This window comes from Mesorhizobium sp. RCAM 05104 (genome assembly GCF_059683645.1).
Map to the genome: position 1 here is coordinate 4,902,572 of NZ_CM185033.1, position 22,095 is coordinate 4,924,666.

The 22,095-nt window shown below is 61.1% G+C and carries 22 protein-coding genes and 1 pseudogene; 8 read left to right on the forward strand and 15 right to left on the reverse strand.

What is annotated here, in order from left to right; translation table 11 throughout:
• Window positions 1–10: 10 nt before the first annotated feature.
• The 5 genes from AC56QP_RS24050 to htpG form a co-directional block, all read right to left on the reverse strand.
• Complete coding sequence (locus AC56QP_RS24050) at window positions 11–1,189, reverse strand: ABC transporter ATP-binding protein (protein ID WP_489863197.1); 1,179 nt, start codon at window positions 1,187–1,189, stop codon at window positions 11–13.
• Entirely contained in the window at window positions 1,182–2,324 is a 1,143-nt protein-coding gene (locus tag AC56QP_RS24055) for an ABC transporter substrate-binding protein (RefSeq protein ID WP_091577989.1), read from the reverse strand. The genes AC56QP_RS24050 and AC56QP_RS24055 overlap by 8 nt, the downstream gene beginning before the upstream one ends.
• Window positions 2,321–3,160 (reverse strand): ABC transporter permease, encoded by an 840-nt coding sequence (locus tag AC56QP_RS24060; RefSeq protein WP_489863196.1) that lies wholly within the window; start codon window positions 3,158–3,160, stop codon window positions 2,321–2,323. Before AC56QP_RS24060 ends, AC56QP_RS24055 begins: the two co-directional genes overlap by 4 nt.
• Window positions 3,157–4,035 carry an ABC transporter permease gene (locus AC56QP_RS24065; protein ID WP_489863195.1) on the reverse strand — a complete coding sequence of 293 codons (879 nt, stop codon included), beginning with the start codon at window positions 4,033–4,035 and terminating at the stop codon, window positions 3,157–3,159. The genes AC56QP_RS24060 and AC56QP_RS24065 overlap by 4 nt, the downstream gene beginning before the upstream one ends.
• A 183-nt stretch (window positions 4,036–4,218) precedes the next feature.
• A complete protein-coding gene (gene htpG, locus AC56QP_RS24070; protein WP_489863194.1) occupies window positions 4,219–6,105 on the reverse strand; it encodes a molecular chaperone HtpG in 1,887 nt (628 codons plus the stop codon).
• Between the two features lie 880 nt (window positions 6,106–6,985).
• Between htpG and katE the strand changes: the two genes are divergently transcribed.
• On the forward strand, window positions 6,986–9,082 hold the full coding sequence (gene katE, locus AC56QP_RS24075; protein WP_489863193.1) for a catalase: 2,097 nt from the start codon (window positions 6,986–6,988) through the stop codon (window positions 9,080–9,082).
• Between the two features lie 377 nt (window positions 9,083–9,459).
• On the opposite strand, the gene AC56QP_RS24080 is transcribed toward katE, so the two are convergent.
• On the reverse strand, window positions 9,460–10,674 hold the full coding sequence (locus tag AC56QP_RS24080; RefSeq protein WP_489863192.1) for a YihY/virulence factor BrkB family protein: 1,215 nt from the start codon (window positions 10,672–10,674) through the stop codon (window positions 9,460–9,462).
• A 285-nt stretch (window positions 10,675–10,959) separates the two neighbouring features.
• Here AC56QP_RS24080 and AC56QP_RS24085 point away from each other — a divergent pair, with 285 nt between their 5' ends.
• Window positions 10,960–11,280: a hypothetical protein gene (locus AC56QP_RS24085; RefSeq protein WP_489863191.1), complete on the forward strand. Its 321-nt coding sequence runs from the start codon at window positions 10,960–10,962 to the stop codon at window positions 11,278–11,280.
• Between the two features lie 48 nt (window positions 11,281–11,328).
• Here AC56QP_RS24085 and AC56QP_RS24090 read toward each other — a convergent pair whose 3' ends face one another.
• Window positions 11,329–11,493 (reverse strand): hypothetical protein, encoded by a 165-nt coding sequence (locus AC56QP_RS24090; protein WP_489863190.1) that lies wholly within the window; start codon window positions 11,491–11,493, stop codon window positions 11,329–11,331.
• 569 nt (window positions 11,494–12,062) lie between these two features.
• Between AC56QP_RS24090 and AC56QP_RS24095 the strand changes: the two genes are divergently transcribed.
• A complete protein-coding gene (locus tag AC56QP_RS24095) occupies window positions 12,063–13,211 on the forward strand; it encodes an extracellular catalytic domain type 1 short-chain-length polyhydroxyalkanoate depolymerase (RefSeq protein WP_489863527.1) in 1,149 nt (382 codons plus the stop codon).
• Between the two features lie 90 nt (window positions 13,212–13,301).
• Here AC56QP_RS24095 and AC56QP_RS24100 read toward each other — a convergent pair whose 3' ends face one another.
• Both AC56QP_RS24100 and AC56QP_RS24105 read right to left on the reverse strand, forming a co-directional pair.
• Window positions 13,302–13,904 (reverse strand): general stress protein, encoded by a 603-nt coding sequence (locus AC56QP_RS24100; RefSeq protein WP_497101007.1) that lies wholly within the window; start codon window positions 13,902–13,904, stop codon window positions 13,302–13,304.
• A 24-nt stretch (window positions 13,905–13,928) separates the two neighbouring features.
• Window positions 13,929–14,678, reverse strand: coding sequence for a DUF4142 domain-containing protein (locus tag AC56QP_RS24105; RefSeq protein WP_489863526.1), 750 nt, complete (start codon window positions 14,676–14,678; stop codon window positions 13,929–13,931).
• Between the two features lie 240 nt (window positions 14,679–14,918).
• Here AC56QP_RS24105 and AC56QP_RS24110 point away from each other — a divergent pair.
• The 3 genes and pseudogenes from AC56QP_RS24110 to AC56QP_RS24120 form a co-directional block, all read left to right on the forward strand.
• Window positions 14,919–15,053 (forward strand): annotated as a pseudogene (locus AC56QP_RS24110) (ATPase domain-containing protein); the annotation flags it as partial.
• Between the two features lie 612 nt (window positions 15,054–15,665).
• A complete protein-coding gene (locus tag AC56QP_RS24115) occupies window positions 15,666–15,974 on the forward strand; it encodes a hypothetical protein (protein WP_489863189.1) in 309 nt (102 codons plus the stop codon).
• A gap of 133 nt (window positions 15,975–16,107) precedes the next feature.
• Complete coding sequence (locus AC56QP_RS24120; protein ID WP_489863188.1) at window positions 16,108–16,743, forward strand: outer membrane protein; 636 nt, start codon at window positions 16,108–16,110, stop codon at window positions 16,741–16,743.
• On the opposite strand, the gene AC56QP_RS24125 is transcribed toward AC56QP_RS24120, so the two are convergent.
• Window positions 16,740–17,444, reverse strand: coding sequence for a GNAT family N-acetyltransferase (locus AC56QP_RS24125; RefSeq protein ID WP_489863187.1), 705 nt, complete (start codon window positions 17,442–17,444; stop codon window positions 16,740–16,742). The genes AC56QP_RS24120 and AC56QP_RS24125 overlap by 4 nt on opposite strands.
• A gap of 370 nt (window positions 17,445–17,814) precedes the next feature.
• Here AC56QP_RS24125 and AC56QP_RS24130 point away from each other — a divergent pair, with 370 nt between their 5' ends.
• Window positions 17,815–18,117, forward strand: a complete 303-nt coding sequence (locus AC56QP_RS24130) for a DUF982 domain-containing protein (RefSeq protein WP_489863186.1) — start codon at window positions 17,815–17,817, stop codon at window positions 18,115–18,117.
• 156 nt (window positions 18,118–18,273) lie between these two features.
• On the opposite strand, the gene AC56QP_RS24135 is transcribed toward AC56QP_RS24130, so the two are convergent.
• The 3 genes from AC56QP_RS24135 to AC56QP_RS24145 all read right to left on the reverse strand — a co-directional run bounded on the left by AC56QP_RS24135 (window position 18,274) and on the right by AC56QP_RS24145 (window position 19,012).
• Window positions 18,274–18,459, reverse strand: a complete 186-nt coding sequence (locus AC56QP_RS24135) for a hypothetical protein (protein WP_091577971.1) — start codon at window positions 18,457–18,459, stop codon at window positions 18,274–18,276.
• Window positions 18,456–18,689, reverse strand: coding sequence for a hypothetical protein (locus tag AC56QP_RS24140; protein ID WP_489863185.1), 234 nt, complete (start codon window positions 18,687–18,689; stop codon window positions 18,456–18,458). The genes AC56QP_RS24135 and AC56QP_RS24140 overlap by 4 nt, the downstream gene beginning before the upstream one ends.
• Before the next feature lie 101 nt (window positions 18,690–18,790).
• The gene (locus AC56QP_RS24145) at window positions 18,791–19,012 is read right to left on the reverse strand and encodes a DUF6894 family protein (protein ID WP_489863184.1); all 222 of its coding nucleotides are present in this window, start codon (window positions 19,010–19,012) and stop codon (window positions 18,791–18,793) included.
• 233 nt (window positions 19,013–19,245) lie between these two features.
• Between AC56QP_RS24145 and AC56QP_RS24150 the strand changes: the two genes are divergently transcribed.
• Window positions 19,246–19,965, forward strand: coding sequence for a Crp/Fnr family transcriptional regulator (locus AC56QP_RS24150; RefSeq protein WP_489863183.1), 720 nt, complete (start codon window positions 19,246–19,248; stop codon window positions 19,963–19,965).
• A gap of 180 nt (window positions 19,966–20,145) precedes the next feature.
• Here AC56QP_RS24150 and AC56QP_RS24155 read toward each other — a convergent pair whose 3' ends face one another.
• Together AC56QP_RS24155 and AC56QP_RS24160 are read right to left on the reverse strand one after the other, a co-directional pair.
• Window positions 20,146–20,643, reverse strand: a complete 498-nt coding sequence (locus tag AC56QP_RS24155) for a YciE/YciF ferroxidase family protein (RefSeq protein WP_269908807.1) — start codon at window positions 20,641–20,643, stop codon at window positions 20,146–20,148.
• Window positions 20,644–20,867: 224 nt separating this feature from the next.
• Window positions 20,868–21,734: a DUF4118 domain-containing protein gene (locus tag AC56QP_RS24160; RefSeq protein ID WP_497101006.1), complete on the reverse strand. Its 867-nt coding sequence runs from the start codon at window positions 21,732–21,734 to the stop codon at window positions 20,868–20,870.
• Window positions 21,735–22,095 lie beyond the last annotated feature (361 nt).

Below are 22,095 nucleotides of genomic sequence, written 5' to 3' on the forward strand. Positions count from 1 at the left end.
GCGATTTGCATCACGAAATCCGCTGACCATCCTCGTCGAGGAGAACGCAGCCCTCGGGATCGAAGCCGAGGTCGATCGCCTCGCCTTCGCGAAGCACCCGGCCACTAATCGGCGCATTGGCGCGGATGCTGGTCTTACCGCCGATATCGATCTCGTAGATGGCGCTACCGCCCAGATACGAGGCAGAGACGACGCGGCCGGGCAGACGGTTGGCGCTCGCCGCCGCGCCGACCGACAGTTTCTGCGGCCGCACGACGACAGTGACTTTGCTGCCGTCGGCAAGCGGCGTTGGACTGGCCACGTTGATCGTCTGGCCGGTGGCAAGCACCACCGCTGTTCCTTGGCCGGATCTCCTCACGGTCCCTGCCAGCATGTTGGCCTTGCCGAGGAAGTCGGCGACGAAGGCCGTGGCTGGTGCCTCGTAGACCTCCTGCGGGGTTCCGATCTGCTCCACTGCGCCGGCGTTCATCACCACGATGCGATCCGACATTGAGAGCGCTTCTTCCTGGTCGTGCGTGACGAAGATAGCGGTGATGCCGGTTTGCTTCTGGATCTTCTTGATCTCAACGCGCATTTCCTCGCGCATGTTCGCGTCGAGCGCCGACAGCGGCTCGTCGAGCAGCAGCACCTGCGGCTCGAAGACGATGGCGCGGGCGAGTGCGATGCGCTGCTGTTGCCCGCCCGACAGTTGCGAGGGCAGCTTCTTCTCGCTACCCGGCAGCCGCACCATCTCGAGCGCCTGGGCGACCTTGCGCGCAATTTCGGGCTTCGGCACATTGCGGTACTTCAGGCCGAAGGCGACATTGTCGAACACGTTCTTGTGCGGGAATAGTGCGTAGCTCTGGAAGACCAGCCCGATATTGCGCCTGTAGATCGGCACGTCGTCAACCCGCTGCCCATCGATCATGATCTGGCCGCCCGAAATGTCGACCAAGCCTGCGATGGAACGCAGGATCGTGGTCTTGCCGCAGCCCGAAGGCCCGAGCAGGGTGACGAAGCTGCCCTTGCGGATCGACAGCGAGAAATCGCGCACCGCCACGAACTTGCCATAAGCGATGTCGATGTCGCGGAACTCGACCGCCGGCTGGCTCGTCTCCGCGCCGCCCTGAGCGGATCCGCCCGCACCGGACCTTGCCACCCCGGCCGCGGCCGGCCGGGGTACCCCTGAAAAGTCGTGGCTGTCAGGCACCTTTCGAGATCCTGTGCCACTGCTTGTTCCAGGCGTCCTCATTGCTCGCCCAGTAGACCGGGTCGGCGAAGGTCAACGCCTTCATCGTGCCCGTTTTGTCAAAGGCCGGCAGCTTCTCGATCTTCTCGGTCAGCTTGACTTTTGTCGGGTCGAGCGATGGCGGATAGCTCTGGCCCTCCGCCACCGCGATGGCGGTCGCCGGGTCGAGCATGAAGTTGATCAACTCCTCACACTCGGCCATCGGCGAGCCTTTCAGGATCAGCATGTCCTCCATCCAGGCATAGGAACCCACGGGGTCGAGATAGCCGATCGGATGGCCCTGGTCCTGCAATGCGGCGACGCGGCCCGACCATGCGTCGGTTACCACGATCTCGCCCTTGGAAAGCAGGTCCATCAGTTCCGCGCCGGAACTCCAGAACTTCTTGGCGAGGTCTCGCGTCTCGCGCACCTTGGCCCAGATCGCGTCCATGTCCTTGAGGTTGTTCGGGTCCTGTCCGGTGGCGAGTGCGGCGTACCAGACGCGCGTGGTCATGTCGTCATAACCGCCGACCTTGCCCGCGTATTTCTTGTCGAGCAGCAGTGCGGCACCCTTTTCCTTGGCTTCCTCGGGCGAGATCACCTTGGTGTTGTAGGCGATGCCTGTCGTGCCGTAGTCATAAGGCACGGCCGAGAGTTTCGGCGTCAGCTTGCGGAACGGATCGATCATTGGCTGCAGCACATTCGCCATGTTCGGAATGTTGGCCTCATTGATCTCCGAGGTCAGGCCGCCGTTCACATATTTGATGTAATAGTTGACGCCGGAAGAATGGATGACCTGGTAGTCGCCGGGCTTGGCGGTCTTGATCTTGGTGATGATCTCGTCCTCGTCGCCGAACGTGCCCTGGACCACCTTGATCTTGGTCTTGGCGGTGTAGGGCTTGAAGGCATATTTGTCGATCGCATCCTGAACCGTGCCGCCCCAGCCGTCGAAGCGGACCTCTTCAACCGCGGCGAGGGCCTGCCTCATCCAGGGCATGTCGAGGCCCACCGCGGCCGCCGCAGCGGCGGTCAGCGTCAGGAAAGTACGGCGGCTCAGATCGCCGTTTTGATACCTATCGTGCAGCCGTTCAAGCCGCTTGCCGTTGGACAGTTTCATCGTGCTTCCTCCTTGGGTTCGCCGCGTCTTTTCAATCTGGTCAGGCTTTGCAGAACCAGGCCGCCGAGCAGCGGGATGCCGACGGTCACCAGGATCATCACGGTGCCGAGTGCGTTGATCTCCGGGCTGATCGAGATCTTGAGCATCGAAAGGATCTGGGTGGGCATGGTCTCGACACCCGCCGGCCGCCAGAACAGGCTGGCCGACGTATTGTCGAACGAGATGGTGAAGGCGAGCAGCGCGCCGCCAACGACGGCGGGGATGAGCAGCGGCAGCGTGATCTCGCGGAAGGATGAAAAGCGCGAGGCGCCGAGCGAAAGTGCCGCTTCCTCATAAACGCGCCGGATACCGACCATGCGCGCCTGGGTAATCAGCACCACATAGGGCACGGCGAGCAGGATATGGCCGAGCACCAGCAAAAGCATGGTTCTCGGCTGGTCGATCGCCTTGATCAGCACCAAAAGACCGACGCCGAGAATGGTTTCCGGCACCAGCGCCGGCAGGATCACCAGCGTGCTCAACGCCTGCTTGCCAGGGAATTCGAAGCGTACCAGCGCGAATGCCGTGACGACGCCTATTGCCGTGGTAACGGCGGCGGTGACCACCGCGATCCACAGCGAGGTGCGGAAAGCGGTCAGCACCTGCTCATTGGCCATCAGCTTGCCGTACCATTGCAGGCTGAAGCCGGTCATCGGGAAGCCGCCGAACATCGAGGCGTTGAATGACAGGATCACCGTCGCCACGATCGGCGCGAACATGAAGATGTAGACGCAGAGCGTGACGAAGCCGGTCAGACGCCAGCCCCATCTTCCTTCCTGCTTGCGCCGCGCCTTCATCCACCCAGTCCTTTGACGATCTGCGACATGCCCATGTAGCGCGTGTAGGCAGCGGCGAAGAAGCCGAGCACGATGAACAGCACGATCGAAAGCGTGGCACCCATCGGCCAGTTCAGCTCACCCATGATCGTGTCGTAGATCAAATTGCCGAACAGCGCGTCGCGGCCGGAACCCAGCAATTGCGGCGTTACATAGCTGCCGGCGGCCAGCACGAAGCAGAGCAGCAGGCCTGCCGCGAGGCCCGGCAACGAAAGCGGCAGCGTCACCTCGCGGAACGCCTGCGCGCTGGTGCAGCCCATCGAGCGGGCCGCCGCGATCAGTGTGCGGTCGATGCTTTCAAGGCTGACATAGACGTTGAGGATCATGTAGGGCAGCAGGAAGTGCAGCATGCCGAGGATGACCGCGCCCTCGTTGTAGAGCATCGGTAGCGGCTCGCTGATGATACCCAATTTCATCAGCGCAACGTTGATGACGCCCTGTTCGCCCAGGATGTTGATCCACGAAAAGGTGCGGATGGTGAAGCTGATCCAGAACGGCACGATGAGCAGTAGAAGCAGCAGCCATTTGTGCTTGAAGGTGGTCGCCCAGATGAAATAGGCCGGAAAATAGCCGAGCACCCCGCAGAGCACCGCCGTGATGGCCCCGACCCTCAGCGTCTTCAACAGGAAGCCGGAATAATAGCTGTCGGTCAGGAATTCATGCCAGTTCGCCGTCGTCAGCGCGCTGGTTTCCACGCCGGCGGTGACGAAGGTAAAGAAGGTGTAGGCCGCCATCACGGCTATAGGCAGCACCAGGAAGAAGATCAGCAGCAAAAGCACCGGCGCGACCAGTAGCCAAGCCAGTCGCGGATCATACAATGTCCATCGTCGTTTCATGACCACCCGGTGCGCTTTCTTTGAAGCGCCTGTTTGTTCCCGGGCCAAGATTGGGTGATTGGAGGCCCGATGTCTACAGTCGGCGATTGAGCCAGTGGACATCGGGTGCGCACCGGCTGCAATGGACGCCGAAACTCGGTCGGCGAACGGCATCGCAGCAGCTCCGGTGGTCGCCAGGGAAGCTCAGCCCTTCGAGATGCCGCGTGCGATCAGCCGCGCCAGACGCTGCGAAAACGCCCGGGCGTCCGCCGGCTTGTCGCCGTCGAGTACGCGTGCCTCGTCATAGAGAAGATGAGCCGCGTCGTCCTTGAAGGCCTGCTCGTCGTCGCCGAGGCTGGCTAGCGCCAGCACGCGCTCGTGGCGCGGGTTGATTTCGAGGATCGGTTTGGCCGCCTTGTCGAGGCGGCCGGCGGCGTTCATCAGCCGTTCGAACTGCCGGTCGGGGCCATGTTCGGGCGCGACGAGGCAGACCGCGCTTTCGGTCAGCCGGTCGGAGGCTTTCACATCCGAGACGGCGTCACCAAGCGCCGACTTGACGAAAGCGAGGAAGCCATCGACCTCCGGTGGAGCCGCCCCGTCCGGCTTCTTTGCGTCGTCGAGCAGCGGGATGTCGGACAGTTCCGCCACGCCCTGGGTCACCGACTTGAACGGCTTGCCGTCGAAGTCCGGCGCCATCGTCACCCAGAAGCTGTCGACAGGGTCAGTGAGCAACAGCACCTCGATGCCGCGCGCCTTGAAGCCTTCGAGCTGCGGCGAGGCTGCGAGCCGCGCGCGGTCATCGCCGGCCATGAAGAAGACCGCCTTCTGGCCTTCCTTCATCGCAGCGATATAGTCGGCCAGGCTGCGCCAGCCTTCGCCTGATGTGGTCGAGCGGAAGCGGGCGAGCTTCAGCAATTGCTCGCGCCGCTCGTAATCCTCGTAGAGCCCTTCCTTGAGAACGACGCCGAAATTGTCCCAGATCTTGGCATAGGCCTCGGCCTCGTTCTCCGCCAACTTGGCGAGGTCGCCCAGCACGCGGCTGGTCAGGCCCTTGCGGATGGCGGCCAGCAGCGGGCTTTCCTGGATCATCTCGCGCGAGACGTTGAGCGGCAGGTCGGCGGAATCGACCAGCCCGCGCACGAAGCGCAGATAGCGCGGCAGAAGGTCGGCATCGTCGGTGATGAAGACGCGGCGTACATAGAGCTTCATGCGGCCCCTGCGGTCCTGGTCGAACAGATCGAACGGACGCGAGCCCGGCACGAAGGCGAGCACGGAGTATTCCTGCCGGCCCTCGGCGCGGAAATGGATGGTGGCCGCCGGCTCGTCATACTGGCCGGCGACGCTACGGTAGAAATCGGTGTATTCCTCGGGTTTGATCTCGCTCTTCGGCCGCACCCAGAGTGCCGTGCCATCGGCGATGTCGCGCGCCTCGGCGCCGGGTTTTTCGACGAGCGTGATCGGCACCGGCACATGGCCCGACTGCGACTTGGCCAGTTGCTCGAGCCGGTAGGAGCCGGTGTAGGAGACGGCGTCGTCCATCAGATGCAGCACCACGCGGGTGCCGCGCTTGGGTGCGGCTTCGAGCGGGGCGGGTGCGATCTCATACGAACCCTTGCCGTCGGACGACCAGCGCCAGGCCTCTTCGCTTCCCGCGAGGCGACTGATGACGTCGACCCGCTCAGCCACCATGAAGGCGGAGTAGAAGCCGACGCCGAACTGGCCGATGAGCTGCGTGTCCTCTGTAGCTGCGCCGACGCGCTCGATAAAGGCGCGCGTGCCCGAGCGGGCGATCGTGCCCAATGCCTCGGCCATGTCGTCGCGGCTCATGCCGATGCCGTTATCCTCGACGATGATTTCCTTGTTGTCTGGATCGGCCGAAATCGAAATGCGCGGCTTGGGGTCGTCGCCCAGCAGTTCGGGGCGGCTGACAGCCTCGAAACGCAGCTTCTCGCAGGCGTCTGCGGCGTTGGAAATCAGCTCGCGCAGGAACACGTCCTTGTCGGAATAGACCGAGTGCACCATCATGTGCAGCAGCCGCGAGACATCGGCCTCGAATGCCTTGGTTTCCGTCGCTTTCGTATCCGTCGTCATTCAGATTTTCCCACGTAATCGTTCTGCCCGCCGCGCCATGCACGTTCCGGGCTCGTCCTTCAACCATTTTCAATTACGCCGGCAACCCTGTTCCGCAAGGCCGGCGCGATCGACAATATCGTAGCGCGATGCGAAGGCGACAAGGGGGTGAGGAATGATCCGCGCGCCGGAAAGCCAAATGGGTTTCTCGTATTGGCGTGTCCGCAACGTTCAAACGCTTGGCGACGAGTGACGTTCCTCATCCGTTGCTCGAACGTCGAGATATGGCGGTCCGTTCTGGTCTGGTTCGGCGTTGCCAGCATATGCGCGGCTGAGTGCAAATCGTCTGTCTGCAAGCCCTTCCCAAACCGCGCGGAAATTGGCTGGAGAAGTGCTCGGGCCGCCTCGTGCCGCGAGCACCTGACAGGGAGGCAAGGTCGACAGCGGTCCGCAACTCCCATGCCAGCGCTCCCTGACGATTGCTGAGCTCCAACGACAGGCGAACAGAGCTCCGCGTCTTCGTCTGGATCAGGGCGCGGAGCCGCGAGAAACAGGCTGCCCTTCACGCGCAGCAGCTCCTGCATCCAGCAAAGATCGCCGCTTATCTCGGCTTGCTGGATCGTCTCCTCGATAGGTGAAAATGCTTCCGCGGCTTGGCCCGTCGCTGCAAGGCCCTGAACGAACGAGATGTTGAGCGGTGTGGTGAGCAGTTCGTAGGGAGCGGCGTGAAGCTCGGCGAGGCAGGATCAAAGGCTCTCGACACCGCTGCGTGGTCGCAGGCGCCGTTTGCAGGCCGAATGCGTGGTTCGATCGCCGAGGGAAGCCTTCAAGGAACGCATTGTCGTCCGGGACATTGAGGAAACAGCGCAGCCCGCGCGTTCAACCTCAAGGAATTCCCGGCATGGCGAAGCAAGTATCAAAATCGGCCACGATCCACGATCAGAAACTGAACCGCGGCGAAGGTGGGGAATTGCACCAGGTCGCAGCCGGCTCGACGCCGGTGCTTACGACCGCACAGGGCGGGCCGGTCTCCGACGACCAGAACTCGCTCAAGATCGGCGCCCGTGGCCCGACAACACTCGAGGACTTCCACTTCCGCGAAAAAATCTTCCATTTCGATCACGAACGCATTCCCGAACGCGTCGTCCACGCGCGTGGCTACGGTGCCCACGGCTACTTTGAAACCTATGAATCGCTGGCGAAATACACGCGGGCCGATATTTTCCAGCGCGCTGGTGAAAAGACGCCGGCTTTCGTCCGCTTCTCAACCGTTGCCGGCAACAAGGGCTCGGCCGACCTCGCGCGGGATGTGCGTGGCTTCGCCGTAAAGCTCTACACCAAGGAGGGCAACTGGGACATTGTCGGCAACAACATCCCGGTGTTCTTCATCCAGGATGCGATCAAGTTTCCCGACCTGATCCATGCCGCGAAGGCGGAGCCGAACAGCGACTTCCCGCAGGCGCAGACCGCGCATGACAATTTCTGGGATTTCATTTCGCTCACCCCCGAAAGCATGCACATGATCATGTGGGCGATGTCCGACCGGGCCATACCACGCTCACTGCGCTTTATGGAAGGTTTTGGTGTCCATACGTTCCGGCTGCTCAACGCCAGGGACGAGTCGACCTTCGTCAAGTTTCTGTGGAAGCCAAAGCTTGGCCTCCAGTCGGTTGCCTGGAACGAGGCGGTCAAGATCAACGGTGCCGACCCCGACTTCCATCGTCGCGACCTATGGGACGCGATTCATGCCGGCAACTTCCCGGAGTGGGAGCTGCAGCTCCAGCTGTTCGACCAGGCCTTCGCCGACAGTTTCGACTTCGACATCCTCGATCCGACCAAACTCATTCCCGAGGAGGTGCTGCCGCCGATCGCGGTCGGGCGCCTGGTGCTCGATCGCATGCCCGACAATTTCTTCGCCGAGACCGAGCAGGTGGCGTTCATGACGCAGAACGTCCCGCCCGGCGTCGACTTCTCCAATGATCCGCTGCTGCAGGGGCGGAATTTCTCCTATCTCGACACGCAGATCAAACGGCTCGGAAGCACCAACTTCACCCACCTTCCGATCAACGCACCAAAGTGCCCCTTCCACAACTTCCAGCAGGATGGGCATATGGCAATGCGCAACCCGGTCGGCCGCGCCAACTATCAGCCGAATTCATGGGACGAAGGCCCGCGTGAATCGCCGGCCAAGGGGTTCCGGTCGTTCGCTGAAGTTGAAGCGGGACCAAAGGCGCGGTTGCGGTCGGAGACCTTTGCCGACCACTACAGTCAGGCGCGACAGTTCTACATCAGCCAGCAGCCCGTGGAGCAAGACCACATCGCCTCGGCGCTGACATTCGAACTGAGCAAGGTGCGAACTCCGGTCATCCGCGAGCGTATCGTGTCCCACCTTCTGAACATCGATGACGGGCTGGCCGGCAAGGTGGCGGATGCGCTAGGCTTGAAGGCGATGCCGAAGCCGGCCGATGCGGCTGTGCCGACGCGCCGGGACCTCGGTGCTATGGACTCGCTCAGCATTCTCAAGAACGGCCCCGGTCGTTTCGAGGGCCGCAAGCTCGGAATTCTGGTGACCGACGGAACGGACGCCGGCTTGCTGAAGGCGATCGTGCAGGCGCTGACCAAAGCCGGCGCAAGCTTCGAGATCATCGCGCCAAAGGTCGGCGGCGCCACGGCGAGCGACGGCAGCTGGATCGACGCACAGCAGATGATATCAGGCGGACCTTCGGTGCTCTACGACGCGGTCGCGCTGTTGCCGGCAAAGCCGGCAATGGCCGACCTGCTGAAGGACTCGACGGCCCGCGACTTTGTCGCGGACGCCTTCGCGCATTGCAAATTCATCGGCTTCGTCGAGGCGGCAGCGCCGCTGCTGGCGAAGGCGGGCGTGGTCGAGGATGAGGCGGTTGTCCGGCTCGCGTCGGTCAAGGATGTCGCGGGATTTGTCACCAGGCTTGGCGAACTGCGCTGGTGGGCACGTGAGCCAAAGGTCAAGCTGGGCTAGCCCTGCAATCGGATTGGCTGTGCTCACTGCCCACCTGGCACAGCCAAATCCAGCCGCATTTCCCTGGCGATCGAAAAGCCGGGGGCGAGATTAGACGCCCTCGCCGACATCGGAGGGGTGAAGGACTGCCATCGTCCAGCCGATCGTTCTCAAATGATCGACGCCAGGCTGCACAGGCTGCATAAGAGTGGCGGCCCCCGTTTCGCCGCGCGGCAGACGCGCCAGATGTGTTGAAGTTAGGTCACCAGAGGCCCCATTGGTCTCCCACCCGGAACGATTCCCTCGATCGCCAATTCGACACCCCTCAGCCTACGGGACGTAACGCAGCGATCCAGCGACGGGCTGTTGCGTCGACGAGACCTGAGCCAGAAGGCACCTCAATCCGCAATCTTGCCCAGAGTGTCGGCAACCACTGCACCGCGCTCCCCCATCGGCCGCGCCGGGCCCGTGGTGGAGTCCACCGCCGTCTGGTGTTCCATCTCGGCATTGACTGCGGCTCCAGCGATGAGAATGATGACTGAAATCCACGTCCACATCATCAAACCGACGACCGCGCCAAGCGATCCGTATGTTGCGTTGTAATTGGCAAAATGCTGCAGATAGAACGAGAAGAGCCATGAAGCTGAGATCCACACCGCTGTCGCGATGAAAGCGCCCCAGCTCAGCCATCGCCACTTCGCACGCTCGCGGCTTGGACCGAAGCGGTAGAGCAGGGAGATGCCGGTCAGCATCGCGCCCACCAATATTGGCCAGCGAGACACCGCAACGAGCGCTTCCGTCCACCCATCCAGGTAGAAGTAGCGCAGCAATGCAGGAACAACGCCCACCGTCAGCAACAGGACGATGCCGATCATCAAGGCTCCGACCGTGAACAGGATCGACATCAGGTTGAGGGTGATGAAGCTGCGCTTCTCGCGTTCCTCGTAAGCTATGTTCATGGCGTCGAAGAGCGCCTTCATGCCGCTGTTGGCACTCCACAGGGCGATGCCGAGGCCGACGAAAAAGCCGGTCCCGAGAGCGCCCGGCTTCTGGCTGGCCAACGCCTGCAACTGGCCGCGAATGAGATCGAGGCCGCCTGATGGCAGCAATCCGCCGAGATAGGCGACGTGATCTGCGACAGTGACAGGATCGGCGACAAAACCATAAATTGAAATGAACGCCGCCAGGGCCGGGAACAGCGCCAGCAGCAGATAGAAGGTTGCGCCGGCCGCGACTAGCAGAACCCGGTCCTTGTTGAACTCTTCCCACAGCCGCCAGAAAATATCTTTCCAGCCGAGCGCCGGGATCTGCGATGGCCAGGCCGCGTCGCGCCCACGCTCGCCTTGCTCGGATTTCAAGCTGGCCTTACTGGCCTCTGTGGTTGATGCAGCGCGACTGGCCGCTTCTCCATCGATCAAGGAGGAGCGGTTGCCGGGCGGCTGCTGGTTCTGCGTTACCTTCGAGGCCACTGGTCGCGCCCTATTCAGCAGCGCGTGCAGACAGGACGCCCGCAGAGGGGCCATCCCGACAAAGGCCTTTTTGGCCCGGCCAGGAGGTCTTGCCTTCGCCTCGTGCGCTGCTGGCAGCAATTCGCGGGCGGACGGATAGTGCATCCTGTGTCTGGCGCGCGACCCGCAGCGCATTGGCGCATTCGCGCGGGCGCACTTTGCCCGATGTCTTGAACACTAAGTCATTCATCGCCCGCCGCCTGACGTCCTCGAACCTGTTCCCGAAGCGTGACTGACAACGCGGGTGCGTGACACCTGTTCCCCTGACGTTGAATCCGCCCGCCTGGCTGATGGACCAGCAAAGGGGGATGACAATAATTATCGCCAACCCAGTGCATCTTTGGGGGCGGACGGGCGTTTGAGAATAAGTCCATCAACGCGGTGAGTTCCATGAATGCGTCGACCGAGCATGATCCAAAGGGCGAGGCGGACCTGTCCGAAGATGCCGATCTCATGGTCAACCGCACCGCGCATTTTGTCGGAGACTGGATCGAGGAGCACGTAATCGAGAAGCCCACCATCGTGCCGGTTGGTGTCGACGCCGCGGAAGAACTGGCCAGCCAATGCATTGCGGATGCCAACGATAAAGGCATCGCCGCTGAAGACATTTGGGATGAGGTAGGCGACCTGAAGGAGTACATCGCAAAGGCAATCGACGAGGAGATTGACCCGGCGGTTTCTACCCATACCCAAGAGAGCCAAAGGTCATAACAGGAGCGGACTGCCTCTACCTGCGTGTTGCCGGCGGGCGTGGGGGCGCTAGCCTTCGGCCTTGAAATTCTTTGCCTTTTCGGCGGCCTTCTTCTTGTCGTCGCCATGCTCGCGCAACAAATCCTTCGCCTGCTTCGGCGATACGTCCGTCGTCTCTGCGAGATGCATCGCCTCGCGATCCGTATCCTGGGCTTTGTTCTGGTCCTTCGGCATCGGTGATATCTCCGGTTGTGTGAAGAACAACAAGGAACTCGCAGGACGGTTCCCCCAATGTCGACCCGCCAGGTTCATGGAAATGAAACTGGCTCAGCAGGGCAGTTCGCTTTCAGCCGACCAAGAACACCCGGCAAGGCGGGGTGGAACGCGTTTCCTTCTTCACTTAGGCGCTTTCTTCCTAGCGGCTTGCGGGTTTTGCCCGGTGGCAGCGGAGGTTCTTGCGTCCGTGGAGTGTGCCGCGAGGGCGGGCCCCGCGCCTGTCGCCTTGCGCATGTCTCCCGTTTCCTTCCTGTCATCCGCTCTTCTGCCGGTCAGACCCGAAAACACCTTGCTGAAAAAACCCATTTCGTCCTCCTGAATGTCCGATGCGCGCCCTCGCGACGCTCAATCCATGAAGCTCCTCCCAAGACTTTGGTTCCTTCGGACAGTCGATGCCAAGCTCGGCCAGCGCTTCGTGCCCTGGTTGCCTGACCCAACGTAAGCTTGTTATTGTGCAGTGCAGCAACGATGTTGCCTGAACGTGCATTGTGCGCGGTTTCGCCACCCTGGCGGTCAAGGATCTCGATTTGCGAAACATCTCAGACACAATCACCCGCCTGACCGCAATGCGGGGCCGAACGGTTCTTTCACCGCAACGCCACGACGACCGCTTGTCCGACATAGCTGGTTTCGGATCCAATCCCGGTGCCTTGGGTGCGCGCTCATACGTTCCTGAGAATCTCACGCGTGGCGCTGCGTTGGTTGTCGTCCTGCATGGCTGTACGCAGACCGCTGATGGATACGATCATGGATCCGGGTGGTCGAAGCTGGCGGCCGAACAGGGGTTTGCGCTGCTCTTTCCGGAGCAGCGGCGTGGCAACAATCCTAATCTCTGCTTCAACTGGTTCGTGCCCGAAGATGTAACACGCGACCGCGGCGAAGCGCTCTCCATCCGCCAGATGATCGAAGCCATGGTGACAAGGCATGGCCTCGACCGCCGGCGCGTTTTCATCACCGGGCTCTCCGCCGGGGGAGCGATGGCAACGGCAATGCTGGCGACATACCCTGACGTGTTCGCCGGCGGAGCGATTATTGCAGGACTTGCCTATGGCAGCGCATCGACGATCCCCCAGGCTTTCGATCGCATGCGCGGCCATGGCGGCCCATCGAAGACTGGGCTCCAGCAGCGCTTGAGCGCCGCGTCCCCGCACGAAGGGATTTGGCCAAAGATCTCGATCTGGCAGGGCACGGCCGACAATACTGTGGCGTCTTCCAATGCCGATTCCATTCTTGCCCAGTGGCAAGGGGTACACGGAGTGGACGCTGGCCCAACGCGAAAAGAGGCGGTCGATGGGCACATGCGACAGGTGTGGTGCGATGCCGATGGCAACGAACTGATCGAAACATACACCATCGCTGGCATGGGCCATGGCACACCCTTGAAGACGTCGGGTGATGATGGCCTGGGCGTCGCAGCGCCATTCATGCTGGATGTAGGAATATCATCAACACGCCGGATCGCCGGCTTCTGGAGACTTACCGATGCCAGTGAGCCTGATCTCGAGAAGGCCCCGAGACGACGCGCATCGGGAACGGCTCTGCTCCCTTATACGCCGGCGGAAAATGTGCGGGCAGCGCGCGTCGCGCAACCGCAGCCCGACCGTCGAGCGGACTCGGTCAAAAGTGTTTCCAAGGTGATAGAGGACGCTTTGCGCGCAGCGGGGCTGATGCGTTAGCCGGGATGTCCCCGGCCGTCGGGAACGTACTGCGCATGCAACGAAACCTCCCGGACGAAGTTCGAAGTTTCGACCGGGAGGTCTTCTCAACTAGACTCGATTGACGTCGCGGCCACGGTCGCGCCCGATTTCATTTGCCGGGTAGCTTTCCGCGTCAGCATCAAAGCCGGTCCAGCCGCCGGCCTGATATTCGCCTCTGCGGTCTTCCAGATTTACGGACTTGGACTGGCTCAGAATCCGTTCGGCATTGGGAGCCAACTGTTCGTCGACCTTGGCTGTTACCAATGTGCCGCCGCGACGCACTCCCTCGGCATAGACATGGGCATCGTCTTCCGTGACGCCGGAATCCGTGAGAGCGCCGACGAGCCCCCCTGCGGCGCCCCCGACGACTGCACCACCGACAGCGCCAACCGCGGTGGCAGCCAGCCACCCAGCGGCCACGACCGGGCCAACACCAGGTATGGCCATCAAGCCAAGCCCTGCCAGCAGTCCGCCAGCTCCGCCGATCGCGGCGCCAAGGCCCGCGCCACCGGCGGCATCGTCTGCAGCCTTGGAGCCATCGCGATGGACGCGGTCTTTCGCGTTGTTGGCGACGATGCTGATATCCGAGTGCGGAACACCGCTGGCCTCAAGTTTGGCGACGGCGCTAGAGGCATCATCGTAGTTGTCGAAAAGTCCGGTTACCGTTTTCATGCTTTGGTCTCCTTGATCGTTGTTTTACTTGGTTCCGGCAACGACGTTGCCCTTGTAGTCCAGTGCCACGGTGGTGCTCTTGCCGTCCTTGTTCGCCTGTCCGCGCCAGATGCCTTGATCGTCCTTTGTCAGCTTCGAGACATCCGAGAAGCCCGCATCCTGGATGCGGCCTTTGGCCTGGTCCTCGGTGAAGCTGTTCGCGCCGGACAGGGGAGGGGTCGCATCGGGCGTGTCGCCGACCGTAACTTTCGGCGTCTCTGAACTCGACGTCTTGGTGTCGAGGGCCGCCGCGATTTTTTCGATCATGTCCTTGTGTGCCTTGAGTGTCGGCACGGTCTCCTGGGCGAACGTCTTCAGCTCGGCGTTGTCGCCCTCCTTGGCATAGCTCTCGAACAGCGTCACGGCGTCGGAATGGGCATCGCGTTGCATCTGGACGTACGATCCGTCGAAGGGGTCCTTGCCATTTTGCAGAGCGTCCAGATCGCCTTTGTGTTTGGCATCCAGTTGCGTCGGCACTTTCAGCTTCTGCTCGCCGGCGATCGTTGCCAGCTTGGCATTGGCCGCGCCATGATCTTCAATCATCTTGTGCGCGAAATCCTTGACGCCTGGATCCTGTGCTTTGCCTTCGGCGATCTTGCTCGAATCGACTTCGAACATTCCGCCTGCGGCGGCCTTGTCGACAAAGTCTTGCGCGCTGTCGGCGGCGAAGCTGGGCAGTGCGAAAGCCATGGCTGTGGCTGTGGCCAACGAGGCCAGCATTAGGCGAGTTTTCATACGATCGTTCCTTGTTTGGGCACACATGTGCTGTCGACCTAATCTGCGCCCATCGCCTTTGTTCCAGGCGATTGGCGATAAACAGGGCTGGATATTTTTCGGGTGCGGCCTAGTCCCGGCGATACCCGTTGGATCGAACCGGCCGCAGCGCCATGGCGGGTGACGGGCAACCATCAACGGGCTTCGCTGTCGGGGGAACCATTGAAAATCCACGGCGTTACGCAGTCCCTAAGGGGCAGCGTGATCCTTGACGATGCAACACCAATAGCTTCGGGCGTAGAAGGCCTCGACCATGTGCTAAGAGGGGGATACGCGAAGTTTCGGTCTCATCTCGTCGAAGGGAGACCTGGTTCCGGCAAGACCACGCTTGGCCTTGGGGACTGGCAGCTCGTCCGGCAGCAAATCGGGGTCAGGTTCACGCACGTCAGGCGTCCAGGTCGGCGCGTCCACCGGCGGTTCTTGGTCTGGCTCTGGTCTGGGCGGCATAGCTATTCTCCTGATCTGTGGTGGGACGTGGCGTCTTGCGGCTCACTGGTCGCGGTCGCTCCGTCTCCTGGGGTTCGGGTCTGCACGTGAGCCCGCGTCCTTGCCCGCCGCCGGCACTCTCCGGCTCCCTAACGATTGCCTCGCCAGGATCTTTGATCCTGGCCATGCCCGCTATCTCTTTTGCTGGCCAACCACCGGCAGCCAGGAATGTTCCAAGGACGGGGAACTCGCAGCACGCGGGGCTGTTATCGGTCATCACACTGGAGAACCGAAAATGTCTGGCAATGAAAACCGTCGCGAAACTGGAGCAACAAAATATCCCGCCAAGACAGGCGCCGACCCGTCGGATGCATTTTCCCAGGATGCGGCTGGCAACAAGAAGCCCAGGAGCGGGATTGGACTGACGCGGCCTACCGATGAAGTGAACGACAAGACGCATCAGTCAGATGGGCAAGATCCAGCGAGTCGGGGAACCTCGAGCAGCGGAAAAAGTGCTCGGCCATGAATGTCGCCAATCTTCAGCTCGAGGGGGTGATGATGGCACTCGCCTCGATCAACAATTTGCTGGTCCACAAAGGCCTGCTTTCGATCGACGATATCGACGCCGCCCTGCAAAAGGCGGAGGCCTCCGTCAGGGGTGACGAGCGGACCTATAAAGATATGTCGCCAGCCAATCGCGACGCGATCTGCTTCCCGATACGGCTCTTACAGATCGCAAACAGCGCACAAGGCGAAGCGGACATCCCGTCATTTTCGGAACTGGCGAAAATGGTTGGACAAACGAAAGAGCCTCACCACGATCAGATGTGATGGCCCTTGTGGCGGCGGCCTGCATTGTTCTCGACAATGCCGGCTTCGCCATCTGTGAGTGACGGACTGTGACGGCATTGCTACAGCTTTTTCGAAGCCGCGCGTTTATGGTGGGGTTGGGTTGGGGCATTTCATGATCAAAGTTTTCTATGCATCCGTTGCTCTTGCGGCTCTTGTCGCGCCAGCAAATGCGCAAGACGTCAACTGGACCGGCTATTATGCGGGTGCCGAAGTCGGGGCAGGATTTTCTCACCCGGGTTTTGATGGCGGTTTCGCCGTAAGCGGCTCGGACTTCAACGAGAACGCATTTGTCGGTGGTGTTTTTGTCGGTCACGATTGGCAGTCTGGCCAGTTTGTATACGGTGGCGTGGCGAGCTTCGACTTCCTCGGCTTTCATGACCAGACGGCAATAGACCCACTGTTCGGCGGCAAGACCAATTCGTATACCTATGACCTGGACTGGGTCGCATCGGCGCGTGCACGCGCGGGTTTCCTGGCTTCGGACCAACTGTTGCTCTACGGCACGGCAGGTGTCGCGGTCACCCGTGTTGAAACGTCGGCGGATTTCGCATTCGGCGGGACCGAAACAGTGAACAAGACGCTTGTTGGTGGCGCATTCGGCGCTGGCGCGGAATATGTCTTCGCACCAAACTGGTCATTCAAAACGGAATATGTCGAGTACCTTTTTGACAAGGTGGATGTCGCCAACTCCATTGACTTCAAACCGAGATTCGGAACCTTGAACTTCGGAATTTCGTACCGGTTCTAAGTCTGCTTACGACCATACGACCTGGCTATTTCGCGCACGAAGTTTCGCCTCAGGTCCGGTCCCTCGAAAACGGGAAGTTTTGCCACCGCACGTACCCGGTTTTTGAACTCGTCAAGCGTAAGCGCGAAGATCAACTGATCCAGTCGCTCGCCAGTTTTGGAATCGAGCCTGTGCGCGAGCAGTTCGCCTTCCTGGCGCAGCATCCCAAGCCGACATGCGGCCACCGCTGCCTGATTGCGGGCGAGCGGCTCGAACATCAATTTCTCCACCCCACGTTCAACGAACATGTGCCAGATCGCGATGCGCGTCGCCTCGAACGAAACCTGAAGCCGTCGATGTGCCGCGTCACCGACTATCAGGTGTAGCGACCCAATGCGGTGGCGAGGATCAATTTCCGTCATGATCAAGCCGATCGGCTCGTCGTCATCGAGAGTGCGGATCGCCAGCAAGTTACGCCGCACGTTGTCGAAACTTCCGACATAGGCGCGAAACGATTCGAGGCCCAGCGGTGCAGCGGTCGTGTTCAATCCTGCTGCGACGGCGGGATCGGCCAACCAGCGTGCGAAGCGCTCATTGACTTCGCCTGGCCGCAAGGTGCGAATTCGACAGCTTTCGCCGGATCGCTCGACGAGGACCGGCTTCTGGGTTGGGGCTGCCGATGGAAAATTCAGGCGTTGGCCGGCCTGAGGCATTTTGGGCATTTGCGGACTCACTCCGAACTCAAACTTTCACCGGTTGCAAAATCCTATGACTGGTGGCGCGACGGCCGCTAGGCGAGGGCCTAGATTTCGTTCGATGGGGCGTCAGAATATCCAGCCGGATTATTATCTCCATTGCATCCTCAGCCGCCAGTGAAAAGGGCGGCGCGCCTGGCGGGTATGCCGCCGGTCGGCGCTAGCGGAAGCCAGGTCTGGCAGGCATCTGATTTGATCTGACGGGCCGCCGCGGCAGACAGCAGGAACAAGGGTGTCCGTCTGGAACCTCCCGCCTCGCAACGCGTTTCCTGGCGTCCCGTTCGTGGACCAGCCCGGATATCTCTCCAGACGCTGCGATAGATCAGGAGCCCGCTTCATGCACCACAAGCTGTTTCATTCACCGGTCGCACTGACCGTCGGCCTCGGTTTCAAGCGCGAGATTGCCTCGCTGGCCGAAATGCACGATTTCCTGACCGAGTGGACGACCTCCCGCCGGGGTCCGCTCTACCGCAACGCAGTGCAGGCATGTGACCTCGCTATTCCGGGCTATGTCACCATCGAGCAGGCGCGTCATGCGCTGGTTGAATTCGCGCAAGCGGCCGGCATCCTCTGGCCGGATATCGAACCGGTGGTCGGCGCCCGCGCCGTCGCCCGCGGCTATGGCGGCTACGCCGCATGAGGATTGAGGCCGCTTCCCATCGTGGTGGCTAAATCAGCCGCCACGGAATGCCCGGCTTGGCCTTGCCGGGTCGGGATTTCACGTTGAGACCCACAAATAGCTCGCAGCAACCCCGTGGTTGGGTCGATGAAGTTGGCCGTGCGCCTTGCGCGGCAATCAACCGCGCCGGCGCCCCGGCTCGCGGGCCGTGGACGCGGGCTCGTCCGCCTGTTGCGCGGCAAGGCGCAGCGCTTTCAGCTTGGCCGTCTTTTCTTCACGGGCAGCGCGCTCGGCGGCGATCACGATCTGCGATTCACGCTTGGCGCGTTCGTCGCGCTCGGTGTCGACTTTCGCACGTTTCATTTGCCGCTGCCCCTTTCGGTCCGGATATCGAAATCAATGCTCCTGCCGCGCTCGACGGCAAGCTCAGCCACGAGGGTCACCAATTCCTGGTCGGAGAGGGCGCAGTCGGGCATCGCCGATTTCAGCGCCTGCAACGCATGCTTCGTCGATATCGGCGTCGCCAGAGTTCTTCTGCTGTCGACATATTGGGCCGCGATCTGCCGGTACGTCATTTTCGGGAACATCGTCATCTCAATGCATCCTCCTGCCGGGATGGTGCGGCAGCGTGGCAGCATTGGCGATTACAAATGATGGCTGGCTCAATTTCGTCTCGACATGGGCTGAGAAATTCTCAGTCGCACCATTGCGTGGAGATGACCAGCGATGCCACGAGGACGCGATTTCCGCTCTCGTCCCGCACCTCGAGGGTAATAGCAGCGCCGTCGCCGTCGAGCATCTCGTCGCGGATGATGTCGGGCAGGATGCGGATCGCCTCGCGCCGCAGCCGCTCGGGCGTATCGAACAGCTGTCCTTCTTCGTCGACCGTGAGGCCGTCGCAACTGTGGAGATCCATGAAATATCTTGGCATCTACTCACTGGACCCGACTTGATGGAACGTTGAGTGGTTCAACCTTCAATCTGCAAACCGGGTTGTTGTTCCATCAGCGGTGGCATTGGCCGACGAACAAGCGCACTCTAACAAATGTTAATGCCCATCATCGTCCGAAGGCCTAGTGCACCCCCAGCCGCTCCCGGCTTGCGACACACTTGGCGATCGGCCCTCAGGCCTCTTCGCTGGAGATTGCGGTGCTTGAACCCCTGTATCTGAACCTCGGTCAGCACGACGCCCTTTCCGATGCCGAAAAAGCGCTGCTGGCCAGCGCGATGACGTTCGAGAGGCATTTTGCCATCGGTCAGGATATTGTCGCTTCCGGATCGCGGCCGACCTACTCGACGTTGATCCTCGACGGCTTGGCGGCACGCTACAAGGTGCTCGAAAATGGCGGCCGGCAGTTCACCTCATTGCAGGTGCCGGGCGACTTCGTCGACCTCCACGCCTTCCTGCTGAAGACCATGGATCATGGCATCGTCGCGCTGTCGCCCTGTCACGTCATCTTCGCCGACCACAGCAGGCTTCGCGCGATCACGGAGGAGGCGCCACACCTCACCAGGCTCTTGTGGCTGGACACGCTGGTCGATGGCGCCATCCATCGCGAATGGATCGTTGCGATGGGACGACGCTCCAAGACATCGCACCTCGCCCATCTCGTCTGCGAGCTGTTCGTGCGGCTGCAGGTGGTCGAACGCACAAATGGCATGAGCTTCCATTTGCCGTTGTCGCAAGCGGAACTGGCCGACGTGCTCGGTCTCTCGGTCGTGCATATGAACCGCGTCATCGGCGCCTTGCGCAAGGTCGGCGTCGTCAACTGGGCAAACCATACGGTGACCATCCTCGACTGGCATCGGCTGCAGGAAATCGCCGAGTTCGATCCGACCTATCTCAGCATGATGCGTGAGCCGCGGTAAGGTGTATCGTCATTCAGGCGATGCCGGCCGCAAACGCCGGGCTTCCGCTTCCGGTGCTCACGGACTTCATGTCCGCTCCGGTTATCGAAACCCGGCATTTGCGGCTCGGCCCGACCTGAATCTCAACACACCTTAGATCATTAGATCATTGCAGACATGGCGACCGATCCTTGCGGATATCTATGCGGCCTCGGCTGCCACGTTCACGGCCGACTCCGCGATCTGCGTCAGGGCTTCGTCCGTGGCCTTCTCTTCCTTCAGTGTCGCTTCGAGAAGTGTCACCGCCTCGTTGAGGCCGAGTTCACCGGCCCAGGTCCTCAGCGTGCCATAGCGCGAGATCTCATAGTGCTCGACCGCTTGCGCGGCGGCCAGCAGCCCGGCGTCAAGGGCGGGGGATCCCTTGTACTCCTCCATGATCTCGGCGCCTTCCTCGGTGATGCCCATGATGGCGGCGCAGGTCTTGCCCGCGGGCTTCCTGCCGATGACGCCGAAGACCTTCTCCAGCCTCGCGACATGTCCCTCGGTTTCGGTGCGGTGCTTTTCGAAGGCGGCTTTCAGGTCGGCGCTTTGTGCCGCCTTGGCCATCTTGGGCAAAGTCGCCAGGATCTTCTTTTCGGCGAAATAGATGTCTTTCAGCGTGTCGTGAAACAGGTCGTCGAGCATTTTCTGTTTTGCCATTGTCATCTCCTTTGGTGAGGCCCTCAGGTCGACAATCTCGCATTGGAGGATTTGTTCCCCTGCTTCTCCAAAGTGCGTTGCGCTTCGCGAAACAGCTAACCCCTTGCCAAGGCGCCTTCCATGGCCGTTGCCATCCTGCCAGCGGTAGGACGAGCGAGTTTCAGTTTCCAGTCTAGAAATCCAAGGTGGTTCGCGGACCTTCCCGTGAACCCCTTGGGTTTGATTTACGGTCGAGCCTCGCGGCTAACCCGGAAATGCTGACGATCAAGGGCCAGGGCCAAAAAACGCGCCACGATTTCGACTAACGTGGAGGGTGCCGATGGACGTTCATCGGGGTCGAATAAGAGCCCAATGGCAGCCCCCGGCCCTCCTGCTGTTGTTGCTACAGGCCAAAAGTCAAAGCGTGAGGCCAACGCCGGGTAGACTCCGGCGCTCACGACAAGCCCTGTCGTCAACGCTGATCGCGCCACCTCGATTTCGGCCTCCTGCGGCTCTACGTCACCGACTCTTTCAATGGAAACCACGTTGCCATCCAATACGACAATGACGACGACAGGAGCCTGGAAGAGCGCGGCAAGAGCTTGGGACGTGATTGAGACGATGGCCTTCGCATTGTCGGCTGCCGCGACGTCGCGGCTGTAGCCTTGTAGCACTGTCGTTTGTCGCCTCAGAAGTGCCGCTTCGGTAGCCCTGCGCTGGGAGGTAAACGCTACGCCGCTCACGATGAGTCCGACGACAAAAAGCAGTCCGATCGCCCAGACGTTTGCCGGGTCGTCGACGATCAGCGTGTAGCGAGGCTCTGTCAGGAAGAAATTGTAAGCGAGAGCACCAAGTATCGCCGAGCAGAGCGACGGACCCAAGCCTAAGCTAACGGCCGCTATGATCACCGGCACCACAAATACGAGGGAGAGGTTCGGGATCGTCACCCTGCTGTCGATACCGACAGCCACGGTCGTCGCGGCGGCGGTCATCGCAACAGAGGCAAGGTAGCGGACTACAGCGGGAGCTTCCGATAGCGCTAGGCCCAAATCCGGATCGGCATCCGGTGACAATGTGATGTCCCCTCGCAGCTTCGATCTGGCATCGGCCATTTGTTCAGCCCCCCGTCCTCTGATCTGTAGATCAATCCTGGCTCGACAATTCATTCCCCAGGAGAAAACGATTCGACATCGTACCCCCCATCTCCAAGGCCTGGTGCAACACCGACGTAGTGATAGTGGTCGCCGAAAGTGTCTATGACAGTGGAAAAAATTGGCCGGTCAGCAAGGTAGCCGACGACTTGGCTTTCACTGGGCCGCTCGGCGACGGGTGCGACGATCCTGATTGCATAGAACTCGATCGGAACGCTTCTCGCACCGAGACGCATCGGCTTATTCCTCATCAAAGGAACGCAGTGAGGCAGTATGCTCGCGTGAGTTCGATAAATCCACCCGCATAAATGGCGTTGATAGC

Bases quoted from the DNA above. Each gene is read 5' to 3' on its own strand.
- AC56QP_RS24055 (WP_091577989.1), bottom strand. From the start codon at position 2,324: ATGAAACTGTCCAACGGCAAGCGGCTTGAACGGCTGCACGATAGGTAT.
- AC56QP_RS24060 (WP_489863196.1), bottom strand. From the start codon at position 3,160: ATGAAGGCGCGGCGCAAGCAGGAAGGAAGATGGGGCTGGCGTCTGACC.
- AC56QP_RS24065 (WP_489863195.1), bottom strand. From the start codon at position 4,035: ATGAAACGACGATGGACATTGTATGATCCGCGACTGGCTTGGCTACTG.
- htpG (WP_489863194.1), bottom strand. From the start codon at position 6,105: ATGACGACGGATACGAAAGCGACGGAAACCAAGGCATTCGAGGCCGAT.
- katE (WP_489863193.1), top strand. From the start codon at position 6,986: ATGGCGAAGCAAGTATCAAAATCGGCCACGATCCACGATCAGAAACTG.
- AC56QP_RS24080 (WP_489863192.1), bottom strand. From the start codon at position 10,674: ATGCACTATCCGTCCGCCCGCGAATTGCTGCCAGCAGCGCACGAGGCG.
- AC56QP_RS24085 (WP_489863191.1), top strand. From the start codon at position 10,960: ATGAATGCGTCGACCGAGCATGATCCAAAGGGCGAGGCGGACCTGTCC.
- AC56QP_RS24090 (WP_489863190.1), bottom strand. From the start codon at position 11,493: ATGCCGAAGGACCAGAACAAAGCCCAGGATACGGATCGCGAGGCGATG.
- AC56QP_RS24100 (WP_497101007.1), bottom strand. From the start codon at position 13,904: ATGAAAACGGTAACCGGACTTTTCGACAACTACGATGATGCCTCTAGC.
- AC56QP_RS24105 (WP_489863526.1), bottom strand. From the start codon at position 14,678: ATGAAAACTCGCCTAATGCTGGCCTCGTTGGCCACAGCCACAGCCATG.
- AC56QP_RS24115 (WP_489863189.1), top strand. From the start codon at position 15,666: ATGAATGTCGCCAATCTTCAGCTCGAGGGGGTGATGATGGCACTCGCC.
- AC56QP_RS24120 (WP_489863188.1), top strand. From the start codon at position 16,108: ATGATCAAAGTTTTCTATGCATCCGTTGCTCTTGCGGCTCTTGTCGCG.
- AC56QP_RS24125 (WP_489863187.1), bottom strand. From the start codon at position 17,444: ATGCCCAAAATGCCTCAGGCCGGCCAACGCCTGAATTTTCCATCGGCA.
- AC56QP_RS24130 (WP_489863186.1), top strand. From the start codon at position 17,815: ATGCACCACAAGCTGTTTCATTCACCGGTCGCACTGACCGTCGGCCTC.
- AC56QP_RS24135 (WP_091577971.1), bottom strand. From the start codon at position 18,459: ATGAAACGTGCGAAAGTCGACACCGAGCGCGACGAACGCGCCAAGCGT.
- AC56QP_RS24140 (WP_489863185.1), bottom strand. From the start codon at position 18,689: ATGACGATGTTCCCGAAAATGACGTACCGGCAGATCGCGGCCCAATAT.
- AC56QP_RS24145 (WP_489863184.1), bottom strand. From the start codon at position 19,012: ATGGATCTCCACAGTTGCGACGGCCTCACGGTCGACGAAGAAGGACAG.
- AC56QP_RS24155 (WP_269908807.1), bottom strand. From the start codon at position 20,643: ATGGCAAAACAGAAAATGCTCGACGACCTGTTTCACGACACGCTGAAA.
- AC56QP_RS24160 (WP_497101006.1), bottom strand. From the start codon at position 21,734: ATGGCCGATGCCAGATCGAAGCTGCGAGGGGACATCACATTGTCACCG.